This is a genomic window from Candidatus Culexmicrobium sp., assembly GCF_058356305.1.
This window is the reverse complement of sequence record NZ_JBTVBB010000007.1, coordinates 125,790-142,302: the sequence shown is the minus strand read 5'-3', so window position 1 is coordinate 142,302 and position 16,513 is coordinate 125,790. Positions and strand designations below refer to the sequence as shown.

At 34.8% G+C, this 16,513-nt stretch carries 16 protein-coding genes and 1 tRNA gene; 10 read left to right on the top strand and 7 right to left on the bottom strand.

Annotation, left to right across the window (positions count from 1 at the left end; translation table 11 throughout):
* On the top strand, nucleotides 1–355 hold a 355-nt coding region (locus ACW8TM_RS01940), incomplete at its 5' end, for a hypothetical protein (RefSeq protein ID WP_491531580.1).
* A 360-nt stretch (nucleotides 356–715) separates the two neighbouring features.
* Here the strand turns inward: ACW8TM_RS01940 and ACW8TM_RS01935 are convergent.
* The 3 genes from ACW8TM_RS01935 to amrS (ACW8TM_RS01925) all read right to left on the bottom strand — a co-directional run bounded on the left by ACW8TM_RS01935 (nucleotide 716) and on the right by amrS (ACW8TM_RS01925) (nucleotide 4,679).
* Nucleotides 716–2,512 (bottom strand): DUF4910 domain-containing protein, encoded by a 1,797-nt coding sequence (locus tag ACW8TM_RS01935; RefSeq protein ID WP_491531579.1) that lies wholly within the window; start codon nucleotides 2,510–2,512, stop codon nucleotides 716–718.
* A gap of 69 nt (nucleotides 2,513–2,581) precedes the next feature.
* Nucleotides 2,582–3,646 carry an AmmeMemoRadiSam system radical SAM enzyme gene (amrS, locus tag ACW8TM_RS01930; protein ID WP_491531578.1) on the bottom strand — a complete coding sequence of 355 codons (1,065 nt, stop codon included), beginning with the start codon at nucleotides 3,644–3,646 and terminating at the stop codon, nucleotides 2,582–2,584.
* Complete coding sequence (amrS, locus tag ACW8TM_RS01925) at nucleotides 3,633–4,679, bottom strand: AmmeMemoRadiSam system radical SAM enzyme (protein WP_491531592.1); 1,047 nt, start codon at nucleotides 4,677–4,679, stop codon at nucleotides 3,633–3,635. The genes amrS (ACW8TM_RS01930) and amrS (ACW8TM_RS01925) overlap by 14 nt, the downstream gene beginning before the upstream one ends.
* 76 nt (nucleotides 4,680–4,755) lie before the next feature.
* Here amrS (ACW8TM_RS01925) and ACW8TM_RS01920 point away from each other — a divergent pair, with 76 nt between their 5' ends.
* From ACW8TM_RS01920 to ACW8TM_RS01905, 4 genes are read left to right on the top strand one after another with little or no spacing between them, the layout of a single operon-like run.
* Complete coding sequence (locus ACW8TM_RS01920) at nucleotides 4,756–5,622, top strand: ribose-phosphate diphosphokinase (protein WP_491531577.1); 867 nt, start codon at nucleotides 4,756–4,758, stop codon at nucleotides 5,620–5,622.
* Nucleotides 5,623–5,638: 16 nt separating this feature from the next.
* The gene (locus ACW8TM_RS01915; protein ID WP_491531576.1) at nucleotides 5,639–6,700 is read left to right on the top strand and encodes a methyltransferase domain-containing protein; all 1,062 of its coding nucleotides are present in this window, start codon (nucleotides 5,639–5,641) and stop codon (nucleotides 6,698–6,700) included.
* An 8-nt stretch (nucleotides 6,701–6,708) separates the two neighbouring features.
* The gene (gene rnz, locus ACW8TM_RS01910; protein ID WP_491531575.1) at nucleotides 6,709–7,650 is read left to right on the top strand and encodes a ribonuclease Z; all 942 of its coding nucleotides are present in this window, start codon (nucleotides 6,709–6,711) and stop codon (nucleotides 7,648–7,650) included.
* Entirely contained in the window at nucleotides 7,640–8,884 is a 1,245-nt protein-coding gene (locus ACW8TM_RS01905; protein WP_491531574.1) for an SPL family radical SAM protein, read from the top strand. Before rnz ends, ACW8TM_RS01905 begins: the two co-directional genes overlap by 11 nt.
* Nucleotide 8,885: 1 nt before the next feature.
* On the opposite strand, the gene ACW8TM_RS01900 is transcribed toward ACW8TM_RS01905, so the two are convergent.
* Nucleotides 8,886–9,317 (bottom strand): RNA-binding domain-containing protein, encoded by a 432-nt coding sequence (locus tag ACW8TM_RS01900; protein WP_491531573.1) that lies wholly within the window; start codon nucleotides 9,315–9,317, stop codon nucleotides 8,886–8,888.
* Nucleotides 9,310–9,861, bottom strand: a complete 552-nt coding sequence (locus ACW8TM_RS01895; protein WP_491531572.1) for an AAA family ATPase — start codon at nucleotides 9,859–9,861, stop codon at nucleotides 9,310–9,312. The genes ACW8TM_RS01900 and ACW8TM_RS01895 overlap by 8 nt, the downstream gene beginning before the upstream one ends.
* 84 nt (nucleotides 9,862–9,945) lie before the next feature.
* On the opposite strand from ACW8TM_RS01895, the gene thpR reads away from it, so the two are divergent.
* The 5 genes from thpR (at nucleotide 9,946) to ACW8TM_RS01870 (ending at nucleotide 14,905) form a co-directional block, all read left to right on the top strand.
* The gene (thpR, locus tag ACW8TM_RS01890; protein ID WP_491531571.1) at nucleotides 9,946–10,509 is read left to right on the top strand and encodes an RNA 2',3'-cyclic phosphodiesterase; all 564 of its coding nucleotides are present in this window, start codon (nucleotides 9,946–9,948) and stop codon (nucleotides 10,507–10,509) included.
* A gap of 10 nt (nucleotides 10,510–10,519) precedes the next feature.
* Nucleotides 10,520–11,932, top strand: coding sequence for a CCA tRNA nucleotidyltransferase (gene cca, locus ACW8TM_RS01885; RefSeq protein WP_491531570.1), 1,413 nt, complete (start codon nucleotides 10,520–10,522; stop codon nucleotides 11,930–11,932).
* 172 nt (nucleotides 11,933–12,104) lie between these two features.
* Entirely contained in the window at nucleotides 12,105–13,412 is a 1,308-nt protein-coding gene (locus tag ACW8TM_RS01880) for a matrixin family metalloprotease (RefSeq protein ID WP_491531569.1), read from the top strand.
* A gap of 24 nt (nucleotides 13,413–13,436) precedes the next feature.
* Nucleotides 13,437–13,925, top strand: a complete 489-nt coding sequence (locus ACW8TM_RS01875; RefSeq protein WP_491531568.1) for a hypothetical protein — start codon at nucleotides 13,437–13,439, stop codon at nucleotides 13,923–13,925.
* Between the two features lie 143 nt (nucleotides 13,926–14,068).
* On the top strand, nucleotides 14,069–14,905 hold the full coding sequence (locus tag ACW8TM_RS01870; protein WP_491531567.1) for a hypothetical protein: 837 nt from the start codon (nucleotides 14,069–14,071) through the stop codon (nucleotides 14,903–14,905).
* 312 nt (nucleotides 14,906–15,217) lie between these two features.
* On the opposite strand, the gene ACW8TM_RS01865 is transcribed toward ACW8TM_RS01870, so the two are convergent.
* Both ACW8TM_RS01865 and ACW8TM_RS01860 read right to left on the bottom strand, forming a co-directional pair.
* A tRNA-Pro gene (locus tag ACW8TM_RS01865) sits at nucleotides 15,218–15,293 on the bottom strand.
* Between the two features lie 26 nt (nucleotides 15,294–15,319).
* Nucleotides 15,320–16,510: a nicotinate phosphoribosyltransferase gene (locus ACW8TM_RS01860; RefSeq protein ID WP_491531566.1), complete on the bottom strand. Its 1,191-nt coding sequence runs from the start codon at nucleotides 16,508–16,510 to the stop codon at nucleotides 15,320–15,322.
* Between the last annotated feature and the right edge of the window lie 3 nt (nucleotides 16,511–16,513).

Here is a 16,513-nt window from a genome sequence, read left to right as displayed (position 1 = left end):
TGAGGATTTTGATATTATTAGAATTAGTATTGAGCTAGCAGATCTAGAGGCTAAAGAGAATGTTACTCCTCCATATAGCTTGATTTGTAGGGGTGGTTGTGAGTATTGGATTTCGACCAGTGTTGATAAATATTATGTTGAGTGTGATGAACTTCTTTTCTGGCGTTTAAATGTTAATCATAGCTCTTTAAATATAGTATATTATCACTTTAGCGTGAATTATCCTGTAGAGACTATTGCGATTCGAAATGTTTTAGTAAAGAATGTTTTACGGGATCATGCTAATTTAATAGTTTCTTTAATTGGTATGTTGTTTTTAGTTGGAGGAAAAATTTTAACTAATGTTCTGAATTAGGGAGCTTCTCTGGTAGTTATTTTGATTACTATTTAATTATTTGATAATTGGAACAGCTGGGTGAATAGCTGTATCTATAGTCATGTTTCTAGTTTTCTTGTCTTTATATAGAATTGAAGTCTTTTAATCGTTTATGTTTTGAGCAAGGAGGCCTTGAATGTTGCTTCATGAGGATTAATGTTGCTAGTGTACTCTGATTAATTGAGATTTAGTTTAGAATTGTTTCAGTATTTTTATGTATTTTTGCTTTTAGCTGGATAAATCTTTTCATTTTGAAACTTTTCTACTTAGCTTGGTTGTTGGGTGCTTTATTTTCTAGGGTTGTATCTATTTTGATGATTGTAAAGATATGTTAGGGTTTTAAAGTAGTTTTTCGATGAGGTTTGCTTTCATTAGTATTTTAATTATTTCTTTTAAGGTTTCTGTTTTCATTTCTATTCCGTAGTCTTCTTCAATCATTTCTTTAAGCTTGTTTAGGCTTGTTGGTTTTTTCATATATATTGGGATTAAGTTTCTAAGTGTTTTCATATATGGTTTCCTTTCGCTTATTTCTTTTAGTTTCTTTAGGTCTTTGTGGCTTAGTTTTGTGAATAATTGTCTTGTTGATATTGGTCCTATTGGTCCTTTATAAATGTATAATTCTTCTTCGTTTTCATCTTTTTTTATGTCTATGTTTTTAACTAGTTTTTGGATGTTTTTGTCTTGAATTTGTGATAGGATTTTTTCGCCTATTGTTTTGATTAGATATTTCTGTCTTTTTTCTATTAGTTTGTTGGGGGTTTCTGCTAGTTCTCTTCCAATATATTCGTAGAAGTAGCTTCTAACTAGCTTTTCAACTTCACTTTTTTCATCTTTCTTTGATATGATGTAGGCTGCTGTGCCTACTCCAATAGCTATTCTCATTGCTATGTGTGGATCGAATTTATCTATTGTGTCTTGGTCGCTGTGATAGTATTTGTCTGGCCATTGATTGAGCATTATTGATGGGATGTTGAAGTGCAAGTATATGTCGTGGTCGCTTCCTATTTCATATATGTTTACATCGTACTTGTAGCTTAATGTTTTTCTTGGTGAAGAGAGGGTTCCACTTTGTGATAATGCCTTTTTTAGTTTATAGTAGACTACTGCTTCATATGGATGAAAGTATCTTGGGGGTGTCTTGATGAAGTTTAGGGTTGAGCCTGTAAGATGTTGTTTTTCCCCTATCATGTCTAGATTTATGCAAAATACTACTTTTTGTTGGCTATTCATTAGGTAGGCTAGTGATCCGGCATATTCAGGGAACCATATAAACTTAATTGAATGTTTATCTGGCTTTGATATTTTTCCTTTTCCAATTGCTCTGGCGAAGCTTAATGCTAATTCAATTAGTGTTGCTGTTCCACTGATATTATCATTTACTGTTCCTGCTGGATGGCAGTAGTGTGCGCATAAGTGTATTTCTGTTTCACTTTCTCCAATTTTAGCTGTTACAATTGGAATCCATGCTTTTTCTCTATATCCTGCCTTAACTTTCATCCTGACTATTGGTTTTTCTTCCTTTTCAATCATCATTATTATCTTCTCTGCCATTTTTCTTGAGATTGACATGGATGGTGCCTTTGCTTCCTTTGCTTCCTCTGGTGTTAGGAATAGTCCTGTATATGGTACTCCATCTTCTACTCCTGTCTTCTTATAAATTAGAAGTCCTATTGCTCCTCTTAAAGTGGCTTGTTTATAAACTATGTATGGGTAGCCATACGCTAGGACAATTTTTCCTTTCACATCTATTTTCTCATAGTTTGATGGATTTTCCCCATCTCCTATATGTACTACTTCTCCTTCAATTGTTCCACCGGGGCTATGGGCTGTTACTAGTGTTCTTGAATTCTTATAGCTGTGAATTAGTTCTTCTCTTGGTTTTATTAATCTTAGTTCACCATCTTCCACCCACCATCCAGTAACTGCTCTAAATGAGCCGTATGCATTGTTATAGCTAAACTTTTTTAATTCAACTTTTAGTACTTCCTCTTTTTTGAGAATGGATTTTATGTATTCTCCTGCTTCTTCAAGTTCGTTACAACCTTGAATTCTATGTAATCTACTTAGATCTGAGATGAAGTTTATTAATTCTTGAATTGAAAATTCTTCATTTAGAATTTTATTTATATTTGTCATTAGTTTCACCTGGAAGTAGCTATGTGATTTAAATGTTAAATATATTTCAACCTAGTTGGTGGGAGTTATTTATGTAAATAACCATGTCCATCTTCGTCTTTTAATGTATTTCCCAGTTATGCTTATTTTCTCGTTACAGTTTCTGCATTTATTTTCCTCTGTTAGGTTGTAGGATGTTATGCTGAATGCATATCTTGTTATTACTGGTTCTTTACACTTTGGGCAATAAGTATTTTCTCCGGGGTGTCCTGGCACATTTCCAATATATACATAGTTTAGTCCTGTTTTCATGGCTATTTCTCTTGCTATTTCAAGTTTTTTGATTGGTGTTGGTGGTTTGTTCCTCATTTTGTAGTGGGGATAGAATCTTGAGAAGTGTACTGGTGTATTTGGTCCCAGATTGTTTAGAATCCATTTTGAGAATTCTTTGAATTGTTCTTCTTTGTCGTTTAGTTTTGGAATTACTAAGTATGTTACTTCAACATGTATATTGTTTTTAATCATTTTTTCACATGTTTGTAGTACTGGTTCTAATTCGGCTTTACAGTATTCTAGGTAGAAGTCGTTGGACCATGCTTTTACATCTATGTTTGCTGCATCAATGTATGGTATTAGTTGCTTTAGTGCTTCATCTGATATATATCCGTTTGTAACAAGGATGTTTGCTAGTCCATGTTTTTTAGCTTCTTTCGCTGTGTCGTAGATGTATTCAAACCATATTAATGGTTCATTATATGTATATGATATGGAGTTACACCCATATTTTTCGGCTAATCTTATTATGTCTTCTGGTTCATGGTGGCTTGTTGCTATTTCTCCTGGTTTTGCTTGGCTTATTTCCCAGTTTTGACACCATGGACATTTAAAGGAGCATCCTATAGTTGATATTGAGAAGGTTGAGCTTCCAGGCCAGAAGTGGAATAGTGGCTTCTTTTCTATTGGATCGCATGCTAGGGCTGATGTTTCTCCATATATTAACGTGTATAGTTTTCCATTGATGTTTTCTCTTGTTCCGCAGAATCCTCTTTTACCATTAGGTATTATGCATTTTCTTGGGCATATTAGGCATTGTACTTTATTTTCACTTAGCGTTCTGTATAGTAGTGCTTCTCTTTGTCCTCTATAGGATGTCATATCTTAGTCTTCCCCCTCCCCAATATTTTCCAGCAATGTTTATTTTGTATCCGCATTTTGGACATCTATTATTGTCATCAACATTCCATTTTAGTATAGAGAACCCATATCTTTCTATTAGTAATGTTCTACATTTTGGGCAGTATGTGTTTTCTCCTTCATGTGCAGGTATATTTCCAATATATACGTAGTGTAATCCTTCTTCTAATGCTATTCTTCTTGCTTCTTCTAATGTTTCTACTGGTGTTGAGGATATGTCTAGTAGTTGATAGTCTGGATGGAATCTTAAGATGTGAAATGGTGTTTCGGATCCTAAGTTTTCATTTATCCATTTTACAAGTTTCCTTAAATCTTCCATTGAATCTCCATATTTGGGTATTATTAGGTTTGTTACTTCTATGAATATATTCTTCTCCTTCATTTTTAGTAGGCTTTCAAATATTGGTTTGACTGATGGTACTGATGAGAATTCTAGATAGAATTTTGGGTTTGCTGACCCTTTGAAGTCTACTGTTGCTGCGTCTAGGTATGGTGCTATTTTTTCGATTGCTTCTGGCGTCATATATCCATTAGTTACGAAGGTATTGAATAATCCTTTTTCCTTGGCTATTTTTGCTATTTCATAAGCGTATTCGAAAAATATGGTTGGCTCTGTGTAGGTGTAACTTATTCCTTGACAATTGTATTTTAATGCTAATTGAACAACTTTGTCTGGTGGAATTTTTTTCCCGTATATTTCTTTTTCTTGGCTTATTATCCAGTTGTCACAGAATTTACATCTAAAGTTGCATCCAATGGTGGCGATGCTGAAGACTGATGAGCCTGGGTTGAAGTGGAATAGTGGCTTCTTTTCTATTGGATCTACAGCTATTGAACACGCCTTTGAATAGACAAGTGAGTATAGTTTTCCATTTATATTTTTTCTAACTCTACAGAATCCTGTGTTTCCTTCATTTATTATGCATCTTCTTGCACATAAGTTGCATTTTACCTTTTTGTTTTTAAGGCTTTCATATAGCATTGCTTCTTTCAGTGTTTTTACCTCCAAAATGTTTCATCTAAATTTATGTATTTAATGTTTAGACTAATATTTATGTGGGTGATTGGATTTGATTGTTGTTGCTGGACCTGCTTCACCTAAGTTAGGGAAAAGGGTTGCTGATTTATTAGGTTGTAGGTTGGTTTCACTTGAGTGGAAGCGTTTTCCAGATGGTGAGAGCTATATTAGATTTCCAGTTGAGATAAGGGGTGAAAGTGTAGTTCTTGTGCAGTCTACTTCTCCTCCTCAAGATAAAAGATTGATGGAGCTTTTTTTCATGTTGGATTTGATTAGTGAATTTGATGTTAGGGAGGTAATTGTTGTTATTCCATATCTAGCTTATATGCGTCAAGATAAGAGGTTTAGAGATGGTGAAGTTATTAGTGTTAAGGTTGTTTCGAGATTGATTGAAAGTTTTAATGTTGACCGTGTTGTTTTAGTTGATGTTCATAGTAGATTGGTTTTGGATTACTTTAATGTTGATGTAGTTGAGGTGAGTGCTATGCCTTTAATTGGATCTTATTTTGCAAGTATTGATCTTTCAAGTCCATTTGTTCTTGCTCCTGATGAGAAGGCTTTAACTTTGGCTGAGAGGGTTGCTGAGAAAATTGGGTGTGAATTTGATTTTCTTGAGAAGAGAAGAGATAAAATTACTGGTGAAGTTAAAACCTTTTTTAAGGAGATGGATGTTGAGGGTAGAGATGTAATTATTGTTGATGATATAATTAGTACTGGTGGAACTATTGCTAATGCTGCCGAGATAGCTAGAAGTCTTGGTGCTAGGAGAATTTATGCTGCATGTACTCATGCTTTATTGGTTAAAGATGCATTAATGAAACTTTCTTCTGCTGGTGTATTTGAAATTATTGGAACGGACACTATTGAAAGTAATGTTAGTAAAGTTTCAGTGGCACCAGCTCTTGTTTCTGTAATCTAAGTTACTGTTGATTGCTATGTTGGAGAATGATTTTTCATCTACTAAAGTTGAGAGATTATTTTTTATCACTTCAGGTGAGCATCCTTCTCTTCCTCCATCTGAAATATTGGCTATTCTCGAGGCTGAAGATATTTGTTTTGGGGATGTGCATTTACTTCCTCATGTGGTGAGGCTTAAAGCACCTTTAAGGGCGTGTGAAGCTGTTTATAGGAGAGCTGCAATGACACATATATGTTGTAGAGAATTCTTTATTTGTACTTCTAGTTATCGTGAAATTTTTTCTAATTGTAGGGAAGTTGATTGGTCTTTTCTTAAAGGTAGGAGTTTTGCTGTTAGGGTTAAGCGTGTTAGATCCTTTTCTCCTCATATTTCTTCTAGGATTTTGGAGAGAGAGATTGGTAGTATTATCTGGAATTCCTTGGGAGGTAACGTTAGAGTTAATTTGTCTAAGCCTGAATTTCTTATTCAAGGCGTTTTAACTGATTCCTTTTTTATTCTCGGATTAGCTTTAAAGGTTGTGAATAGAGGTGTTTTTGAAAGAAGAAGACCTAAGTTTAGGCCCTTTGCTCACCCCAGCTCTCTTGATGCTAAAATTTCACGTCTCTTCGTTAATTTGAGTAGGGCTAAGAGAGGTGGAGTTTTCTTAGATCCGTTTTGTGGTGCTGGTAGTTTTCTTATTGAAGCTGCTTTAATTGGATGTAGAGTAGTTGGAATAGATATCAATGAGGAGATGATTAGTGGTGCAAAGTTAAATTTAAGTTTTTATGAAGTTCGTCCAGAGGCTCTAATATTAGGTGATGCTAGGAATTTACCTTTTTCGAGGGTTGATGCAATTGCTACTGATCCGCCTTATGGTAGATCTGCTTCTACTAGGGGTGTTAGATTGAATGGGTTGCTTTTTACTTTTCTGTCTGATGCCTTTGATGTTATTAGGCCGGGTGGACATGTTTGTATTGCATCTCCATCTCAAATAGATTTGAAAAGTTTAAGTATTGCTGTTGGTTTTAGGGTTTTGGAATATCATTTTATGCGTGTTCATAGGAGTTTGATTAGGATTATAGCTGTGCTTAAGCGTTAGGTGATAATATGCAGTTTCAAGTTGTTTTGTTAGGAACTGCTGGCAGTATACCTACTAAGAGCAGAAATCTACCGTGCATAGCTATTAGAAGGAAGGGTGAGCTTATATTATTTGATTGTGGTGAGGGGGCTCAAAGACAGTTTATTAAAGCTGGTATTGGTTTTCCAGCTAAGTTTAGGATTTTTATTAGTCATCTTCATGGAGATCATGTATTGGGGCTTCCAGGTTTACTTCAGACTATGTCTCTTATGGGTCGTAGTGCTCCGCTTGAGGTTTATGGACCTAGTGGAATTATTAAGTTTTTTAAGGCTCTTAGGGAAACTGTTCGCTTTCTATTAACCTTTAAGGTTACAGTTTTTGAGGTTGGTGAGGGATTGGTTTTTGAGGGTGATGATTATGTAGTTAGGGCATGTTGGACTAATCATAGTATTCCTTGTTTAGCTTTTTCTCTTGAAGAGCGTCCTAGACCTGGCAAGTTTTATCCTGAGAAGGCTATTGAGCTTGGTGTTCCGAAGGGTCCTCTTTGGAAGAAGCTTCAAATGGGTTTTCCAGTTAAATTGAGGGATGGTCGAATTGTTAAACCTGAACATGTTTTAGGTCCAATGAGGCCTGGGTTAAAATTGGTGTATTCAGCTGATACAGCTTCAAGTGAGAAGATTGTTGAGTTTGCTAGAAATGCTGATTTATTGATTCATGAAGCTACCTTTGATGATTCTCTTGCTGATAAAGCTAGTCAAGATAAGCATTCAACTGCTAGTCAAGCTGCTGAAGTTGCATTGAAGGCTAATGTCAAGTTTTTAGTTTTAACTCATATTAGTGCTAGGTATGAAGGTAATGATTTAATACTGCTCAATCAAGCAAAAAGCATTTTTCCTAGAGTTATCGTTGGAAGGGATTTTCAGGTTATTGAGCTTTTCCCCGAGTTTAAGGTGAGTTTCATTGAAGCGTAGAGTTATGGTTAGATTCGGAAGATATGTTAAGGAATTTAATGTTATAGCTTCACCATATCCTCATATACTTGTTCCAACGGTGAAGGAAGTTATTCATGGATGGTATTATGGGTTTTTGGATGACGGTAGGAGGGAGTGTAGTTCTGAGCGAATATTATTGAATCCATATAACGGCTGTAGTGTTGATTGTCCTATGTGTTATGCTAGGTCATTTGGAGGGTATTTTTCTCTTTGGGATGAAGATGGCATTGTAACTGTTTTTAAGGATTTTCATTTAAAATTGAGGGAGGAGCTTAGTAGGTTATATTGGGCTTCATGTGCTTATCTCAGTCCTTCATCTGAACCCTTTCAAAAGCCTTTAGAAAATTTTTATCATCTAAGTGAATTGGCTGCTGAGGTTTTCTTAGATTTAGATTTACCTGTTGAATTTATAACTAAGCGGGGGGATAACATTCCTATACGTCTCCTCGACAGGATGGCTGAGCATCCTTATGGGCATTGTTTTGCTCAATTTACTATTTTGAGTTTGGATGATGAGATTAATAGTGTTTTTTCACCAAATGCTGCTAAGGTTGATGATCAATTTAAAGCTATTGAGAAATGTGTCGATAGAGGTATTTTCACTGTTGTAAGGATGGATCCTCTTCTTCCAGGGATAACTGATGATGAGAGAACTATAAGAGATTTGGTTGTGTCAGTTAAGGAGTTGGGGGTTAGCCATGTTATTTTTAGTTTATGTGATATTGGAAGGCGTGGTGAGTCTAGGAGGATTAAACTTTTTGAGATTATTAAAGAGTTTTTCTCAGATGCTTATCCTTTGTGGTGTAGAGTTTATTCTTCTTCTCAAGATGGTGATATAGTTTATAGGAGGAGGATTTTCAGTTTGACTCGGAGAGTTTGTGATGAAATTGGTGTTACAATGGCTTTATGTATGGAGTTTGAGAGAATTAGAGTTAATGGTAGGATTGTTTATAGAGGTTTAAATGAGGATTATATGAGCTCACTAAATTGTGAAGGTATTAATGTTCCAATTTATTGGCGTAAGAGTCTAAATGAAAATTTTAAGCCTTTGGATGGTTGTAATGGTGCATGTCTTTTATGTGCTAAGGGTTTTCAGAAGCCCGTTTGTGGTCAATCTTTATTGATGCGGGCTTCAGCTTTAAGGTTTAAGGATTATTTGAGTATGCGTCCTAGATGTGGTGATTTCACTTTCTATATAAAGAAGGTTGAATAGTTCATATTGGCGGTTCTCTTTCATATATTGGTTTTCCCTGTGATGTTGGTGGTGCGAGCCAATTTATCATATCCTTTATGTTGTCACATGTAATTTCAAATCTTATTGGTCCCAGGGGTGATTCTCTTTCTGGTAGGCAGAATGATAAATGACCTACATATGCCACCTGCTTGTTTAAGAAGAATATTAACTGGTTTTGTGTCGAAAATCTCTTCATCATCTTCCTTGCGGCATCTAATATTCTTTCTCTTCTAAGTAATGAATGTAGTTTCCTTAGACTTTCTATACTCTCTGATTTTGCAATAATATATTTTCTTTTAAATCTTTCTTCAATACTGATCGTTTCAGGTTCAAATACATTTAGAATGGCTTTTTTCACTTTTTCTTCATCTTCAGTTGATTTTACTTCTGCTTCTACTACTATTTTAATCATCTTCCTCTAACCTCTTCAATAATTTTGTGACTTCTTCAATAAGTTTTTCTATAGTATCTTCATTAACTATCATGTAATCTGCAAGTGCAATAACCTTTCCTATTCCTACACTCAGTTCTCTCATATCTCTTTCAGTGAATTCTCTCCATGTTTTTGGATCATCGCTTCTCCCTCTTTTTTTGAGTCTTTTAAATCTAGTTTTTGGTGATGCATGTACTGCAATGATTATGATTTCTCCATATTTCTTTTTGAATTCTTCTACTTCTGCTAGGCTTCTTATTCCATCTATCATTACAATTTTTTCTTTACAGTTGTCTATTTTGGGGAAGCATTTTTTAGCTACTATTCCAGCTCCTTCTTTTAGCCTTAACTCCTTCATTATTTTCCCTAAATTTTCAGGCGTCGGGGGTATTTTTCTTGATATTGCCTCTTCTCTTATGACATCTCCCATAACTATTACTGGTATACCCAGTTTTTTTGCAGTATTAGCTATAATTGATTTTCCAGCACCAGGCATTCCAACGATTCCAATTAGTTTCTTCAATGTGAACCCTATAACTATTTTAAGCCATAGGTAGTCCTTAAAAATTTAATGTATATGTTTTCATAATATTTGGTGGTGTTGATCTTGGAGCGTATTCGATCGTTTATAGCAATTGATGTTGAGGATGAAAATATTTTAAATGAACTGGAGGGTGTTCAGCTACTTCTAGTTGAGAATGTTGCGGATTTAAAGCTTGTTAGACGGGAGAATATTCATTTAACCTTACGTTTTCTAGGCGAGATTCCCTCTTTTATGGTTAACAATGTCGGTAGAATTATGGAGAAATTAGATTTTTCTTCTTTCATAATGGAGATTAAAGGTCTTGGAGCTTTTCCAAGGATAACTAGACCTAATGTTATTTGGGTTGGGATTGGTGAAGGGTATGATAAGGTGGTAAATGTCTTTAATTTCCTTGAGAAGGAGTTGAGAAAAATAGGTTTTAGACCTGAAACTAAAGCTTTCCATCCTCATATAACTATTGCTAGGGTTAGACGTAGAAGAAATGTTGAGAGAATCGTTGATATCTTTAATAGATATCGTAACTATGTTTTTGGCAGAATGACTGTCAAGTCTATTAGATTGAAGAGAAGTGTTTTAACTCCTAGAGGACCTGTCTATTCAACTTTAAAGGAGATAACTTTGAATTAGGTTGATTGTTATGAGTAGTGTTGAACGTATACTAGAAATTGTTTATAACAGGGTTGAACCTAAGAGCGATGAGAAACAGAAAATTAGAAATGTTGTATTGAAGATGATACGTCGGATAGAGCTTGCAGCTTCTAAATTTAATATTAATGTTAGAGCTAGAGTTGAAGGTTCAATTGCCAAGAATACTTGGATTTCTGGTGATCGTGATATTGATATTTTCATTCAGCTTCCAAAGCATGTTGGTCTTGAAGGTCTTAAATCTCTTGGTTTAAAAATAGCTAAGATTGCAGCTGGAGATAAGTGGATTGAACGTTATGCTGAACATCCATATATTGAAACTGAATTTGAGGGCTTTAAAATTGATTTAGTTCCTTGTTTTATGCTTGATGACCCTAGTGAGGCATTATCAACTGTTGATAGAACGCCTTTCCATACCGACTATATTAACAGTTCATTTAATGATCAGTTGAGGAGAGAAGTGAGAGTTTTAAAGCAATTTATGAAGGGTATAAGTGTTTATGGGGCAGAAATTAAAATTCAAGGCTTCTCGGGTTATCTATGTGAGCTTTTAATACTTTATTATAACTCGTTTTTGGATTTAATAGATGAAGTGGCGAATAGGTGGAAGCCTTTTTCTGTTGTAATTGATATTGAAAACTATTACTCAGAGATTAGGGATGTGGAAAGAATTTTTCAAGCACCTTTAATTGTAGTTGATCCTGTTGATAGAAGACGGAATGTTGCTGCAGCCCTATCTTTAGAAAGAATGTGTGAATTTATTGCTGCTTGTCGAGCTTTTCTCAGAAATCCAAGTTTACACTTTTTCTATCCAACTGAACCTAGAGCCTTTACTGCTAAGGAGTTAGTTGAACAGTTTAAGGTTAGGGGGACTGATTTTGTCTTTATAATTACTTCTTGTCCTCAAGCTGTACCAGACATTTTGTGGGGTCAACTTTATAAATCTTGGAGAGGTATTAAGCGATTTTTATCTAATTGGAACTTTGTTGTAATTGATGGTTTTGTTTGGTCTAATGAAAGGGACAAAATTGTTTTTTGTTACGAGCTTGAATCTGCTAATATTCCTAATATTGAGAAGCGTATCGGTCCACCAATTTCTTCTAGGGAGCATTGTAACCGTTTTCTTAGGAAGCACTTAGCTTCAGAGAATTTAGTTGCTGGACCGAAGATTGAGGGTGATAGATGGATTGTTTATTCAAGACGAAAATATTCAGATGCAGTTTCACTATTGATAAATGAGTGGAGTAAAGCTAAATTGGGTGACCTAATACATGATTCATTCTTGAATAGATTTAGTGTTTTATTGAACGATCAGATTTTAGAATTTTACATTTCTAATCGTAAGTTTGCCATTTCATTCACTAGGTATTTGAAAGCTAGGTTGCCCTGGCTTTTCAACTTCTAGAAAAATGTCACTTTTCATTTTACTATTGTTATTATTTTATTAATTCTCCGATAAACATTTTAAATATAGAAATTGAAAGCAGTTAATTTATTATGTGAATAATTAAGTGAAATGTTTTTCACTAAATTTATAAAAGCTATTTCATCTCCTCTAAATTTTGGAGAGTAGGAAAATGAGGAAGCTATGCATTTTAAAACTAGTTATAGCTCTTCTACTATTTTCAAAAGCTTTAATAGCTATTCCAGCAATTGAAGCTAGGTGTTTTATAAATCAAAATGATGGAGAAATACTTTGGAATTACTCCTCACATGTATTTGTGGCTTCCATAGTAAACAAGACTTCTATATATGATGAGAAAAAGGGAGTAATTACATACTTAAACTTATCAATTCATAAATGGTACAAACAAGGCATAGATCTTCCTAAAGTAATAGTTTATCATTTTGGCGGAGAAGTTAAGATGGATAACTTAACTATAATTCAACGCTGTTTTTACTTATCGCCATTTGGAGTGGAGAGGTATAGAGTTGGAGATAAAGTTCTTATCTACTCAAAATTGATGAAAAATGGAATGCTATACATAGGTAGACTCATTGTCATTGAAAAAAGTACCGCATACGAAGCATCCGGCCCAGAGTATATTTATGAAGAAGATGGATTAGGCTTTGAATTATGGCTTAGAGTAACGTGGACTAATCTACCTGTAGTATATTATATAAATGAAAACGGGACACAAGATATTCCGGGAACAGAAGAATTTCAGGCAATTATTAATGTATTTCAGACATGGGAAGATGACTTATACTCTTATATTGACTTTACGTATGGTGGTACTACTAGTAGAGCGCCTCATGCTAAAGATGGTGTAAATGTAGTAGGTTGGGTTTCAGATTATGATGGACCAGGTAATACACTTGCCTATACCATATTACTTGATTATACACAAGATCAAATAATTGAAATGGACTTAGTCTTTGATGATGCAGAAAATTGGAATATTGGAAGCGACATAGATTTACAGACTGTAGCCACCCATGAAGTAGGACACTTTGTAAGTCTATATGACTTATATTTAGATGACAATTATTTTCAAGTGATGTATTGGTCTTACACAGGAATAAAGCATGATCTTAACATTGGTGATATTAGAGGTGTAAGATATGTTTATCCAGCAATCCAGAGACCAATAGTCTATATAGTTTCTCCAATTGATGGGGATACGGTATCTGGAATTGTTGAAATAGATGCAAGTGTTTCATCAACTGTAGCTATAAACTCAGTAGGTTATAGAGTCTATGGGCCATCCTACGATACTGGAAGACAACTAATGTCATATGATTCATTTAGAAATCTATGGATAGGCTATTGGGATTCAACAACACCTACCACCGGACAATATAACATAAGAGTTATTGCAATAAATGAATACGAGATTCCATCAGAATCAGATGAAATAACAGTAAATGTCGTTCGCGAGTAGTGTTAAATGTCGAATGGTGATTAAATGAAAGGTAAACTAAAAACCTTATTAAAAATCTTCTCTTTCATTACTTTGTTATCGTCATTGTTTTTGCCATGGATGGCTGAGTATAGTCATACGGTTCGTCCGTTTTTGAGAGTTATTCCTATTGAGGATATATATGTCTTTGATATGAGTGCACCAATATATAGTGGAGGTATAATAATTTTAGCTATTTCGTCCATATTTTTCTACATGTTCTCAGTATTATTTTGTCTAGTATCTTTGATTAAGATTGACTGGAAAATTACACTTTGTAGTGGCATATTAGCTATATTATCATCATTATTATGGACAATTGGAGTCTTTAAAGCCAGTAAAATAATAGCTGTATCGATATTTGTGCCTCCAGATTATAAGGGACCAACAGCAATAAAATACCGTCAATATCTTCCAAGCACAGGAACACTATTAACATTTCTATCAGGCATAATCCTACTTATAACAGCATATGTGGAAAAGAAGCTCATATAAGTTTTGAAATAAAAATCTCTAATTAATTAAGAAATATTTTAACTTTTATAAAGCTTTTGATTTTCTGAAATGCTTTTCAGGCAACTCTTTTAAGGTTTTTCATACATCAGAGTTTCAGAGATTATTTATGTTGGGGTGATTCCATGAAGAATATTGAGAAACTCGCATTTACTCTGACTATTGCATTAATATTCATCGTAGCTATAACCATTAACGTTCAAGCATTTACAAAAAAGTGCCATGAAGTTTTGGTGCAAGGCAGTTCGAATAAAGAACCTAAACCAGTTCGTGTACGCTTTAGGCCAATTGAAATTGGCGATGATTATTGGATTGGTGTTGTTACTGCTAGTTCACATCCAGAAGTTCTACCGGTCGGGAAATTAACTTATCATAATGTACGTAAAACAGAATCAATCTTAGGTGTGAGTCATGAATCCAAAACTTCTCAAGCTTCTCTAACGCCTGATCAAGTGATTCCATTTAAATCCAATGTAAAACCATCCAAAGTTGAAAGGGAAAGAATAACTGAATTAATCATAATAAAGTTTAAACCAATAAAAATGGCTAAAACATATATTGTTTGTGTAGTATTAAAGAGCTCAGTACCAGACATTTTACCTGTGGGGAAAATCATATTTCTCCAGATAGTGAAGTTAAGTGACGTTAAGTCTCAATCAGAAACTTATCCTCATGGAGGAACGTTGCAGATAGATGAATGGGATGATTATGGTCCCTACTTATTACTCTATTCCCAACGAGTAGAAATTGAAACTTGGTGGTCGCCAAACTATCAACCAATATGGATGGGCTTAACTAATTTAGACACATGGGAATTTAGAGGATATGAAGTTTATGATGGATATGCCATATTAAACGTTTATGCATGGGAAGATGGACTATACTATGTATCCTTCTATAATCCAGGTCCATATGATTCAGTAGATTATTATGGATGGCACACAATATATCCGATAGACTAACATTATTACAGTATATATAAGTAAGTTATGAAATCACAAGCTTAACTTCTTTTTTAAGCGAATTTTTTGAGTTGACTTCTTTTAACCGAATTAATCTTAAAGCTTTATGGAGGTTCTTAATCAAGCATCTAATTTTTACTTGTTATTTCCTGCTTCAACTCAACTATTTGGATCTATACTCTTTAATCATTACAGGGTGAATCTAGGAGTTTTTACTCACATTGATGATCTGCTTTATATACAAGCATTATACGCATGCTAATGATACTATAATGATTTAGGACATTCATTCTCAAGTCTTACACTTATTAGTGGGGCCGCCGGGATTTGAACCCGGGACCACCAGCGCCCCAGGCTGGCATCCTAGTCCAAGCTAGACGACGGCCCCTCTTGAATTGCTATTTATTTTCACACTTATAATTCTATTTTTTCAAGTTGTTCTAGTACATATTTTCTAATTTCTGTTGCTGATGGTAGTTTTGCTATTATTTTTCCTTCTTTTATTAATGGTTTTAGCATTGGCTCCATTGCCCTATTACATTTTGGGCATTTCGGTTTTCTTGTGTTTATGGGTAGTATGATGTCTGTTAAGCATTTTTTACATCGCCACACCTGTTTTCTTCCTCCCATTTTTCCTCTTTTTGCATTGGGTTTTCCTTCTACTTCCACTATGTCCATTGCAAAGTCTATGGTTGGTGCATTGGAGACGCTTGTTCCTATTCCGAAGGCTTCTGCTCCTGCTTCTATGAGTGTTTTTATATTTTCTTCGTTTATTCCTCCAGATACGAATATTTTTACATGTTTATATCCTCTTATATCTAGCTCCCATCTTACTTCTCTAATTATATCTGCGAAATTGCCTTTCCTAGAGCTTGGAGTGTCTAGTCTTACTGCAAATAATCTATCTTTAAGTGCTTCTGCTGCCATTATTGCCTCTATTTTTTCATCGTAGAATGTGTCTACTAGGGCTATTCTAGGTACTTCTGGTGGCATTATTTCGTCGAATGCTTTCCATGCTTTTACTTGGTTATTGAATATTATTATTAATGCATGTGGCATTGTTCCTGCAGGTTTTATTCCTATTAGTTTTGCTCCTAACACTCCTGATACTCCATTAAATCCTCCGATGTAGGCTGCTCGGTCTAGCATGGGGGCTATTGCTGGATGCATTCTTCTTATTCCAAAGGCATATATTGGTTTGTCTTTGGCTAGCTTTTTTATTCTTGCCGCTGCAGTGGCTACTCCTGATGCTTGACATATTAGTCCTAATATTGCTGTTTCTAGATGTGCGAAGGCTTCATAGGGGCCTTCAATTACCATTACTGGTTCTCTTACGCCATTATAGCTTAGATGGTAGAAGATGCTTCCTTCAGGCATGGCGTAGACATTTACTGGGTATCCCTCTAATAGCTTTGCTTCCTCCTCTATACCGCATAGTATTCCCCACTTCCATTGTCGCGGTAGTTTTCCTGGTGTAATTTCTGTTATTACTTTGACTTTATCAAGATTTTTGGCTTTTAATATTTTCCTTGTTCTTGAGAAGTATACGTCAGTTGTTTCACCTCTTTTTATTTCTTCTTCGGTAGCTATGTAGAAGCGCCTCACTTT

Bases quoted from the DNA above. Each gene is read 5' to 3' on its own strand.
- ACW8TM_RS01935 (WP_491531579.1), bottom strand. From the start codon at position 2,512: ATGACAAATATAAATAAAATTCTAAATGAAGAATTTTCAATTCAAGAA.
- amrS (WP_491531578.1), bottom strand. From the start codon at position 3,646: ATGACATCCTATAGAGGACAAAGAGAAGCACTACTATACAGAACGCTA.
- ACW8TM_RS01915 (WP_491531576.1), top strand. From the start codon at position 5,639: ATGTTGGAGAATGATTTTTCATCTACTAAAGTTGAGAGATTATTTTTT.
- rnz (WP_491531575.1), top strand. From the start codon at position 6,709: ATGCAGTTTCAAGTTGTTTTGTTAGGAACTGCTGGCAGTATACCTACT.
- ACW8TM_RS01900 (WP_491531573.1), bottom strand. From the start codon at position 9,317: ATGATTAAAATAGTAGTAGAAGCAGAAGTAAAATCAACTGAAGATGAA.
- cca (WP_491531570.1), top strand. From the start codon at position 10,520: ATGAGTAGTGTTGAACGTATACTAGAAATTGTTTATAACAGGGTTGAA.
- ACW8TM_RS01880 (WP_491531569.1), top strand. From the start codon at position 12,105: ATGAGGAAGCTATGCATTTTAAAACTAGTTATAGCTCTTCTACTATTT.
- ACW8TM_RS01875 (WP_491531568.1), top strand. From the start codon at position 13,437: ATGAAAGGTAAACTAAAAACCTTATTAAAAATCTTCTCTTTCATTACT.
- ACW8TM_RS01870 (WP_491531567.1), top strand. From the start codon at position 14,069: ATGAAGAATATTGAGAAACTCGCATTTACTCTGACTATTGCATTAATA.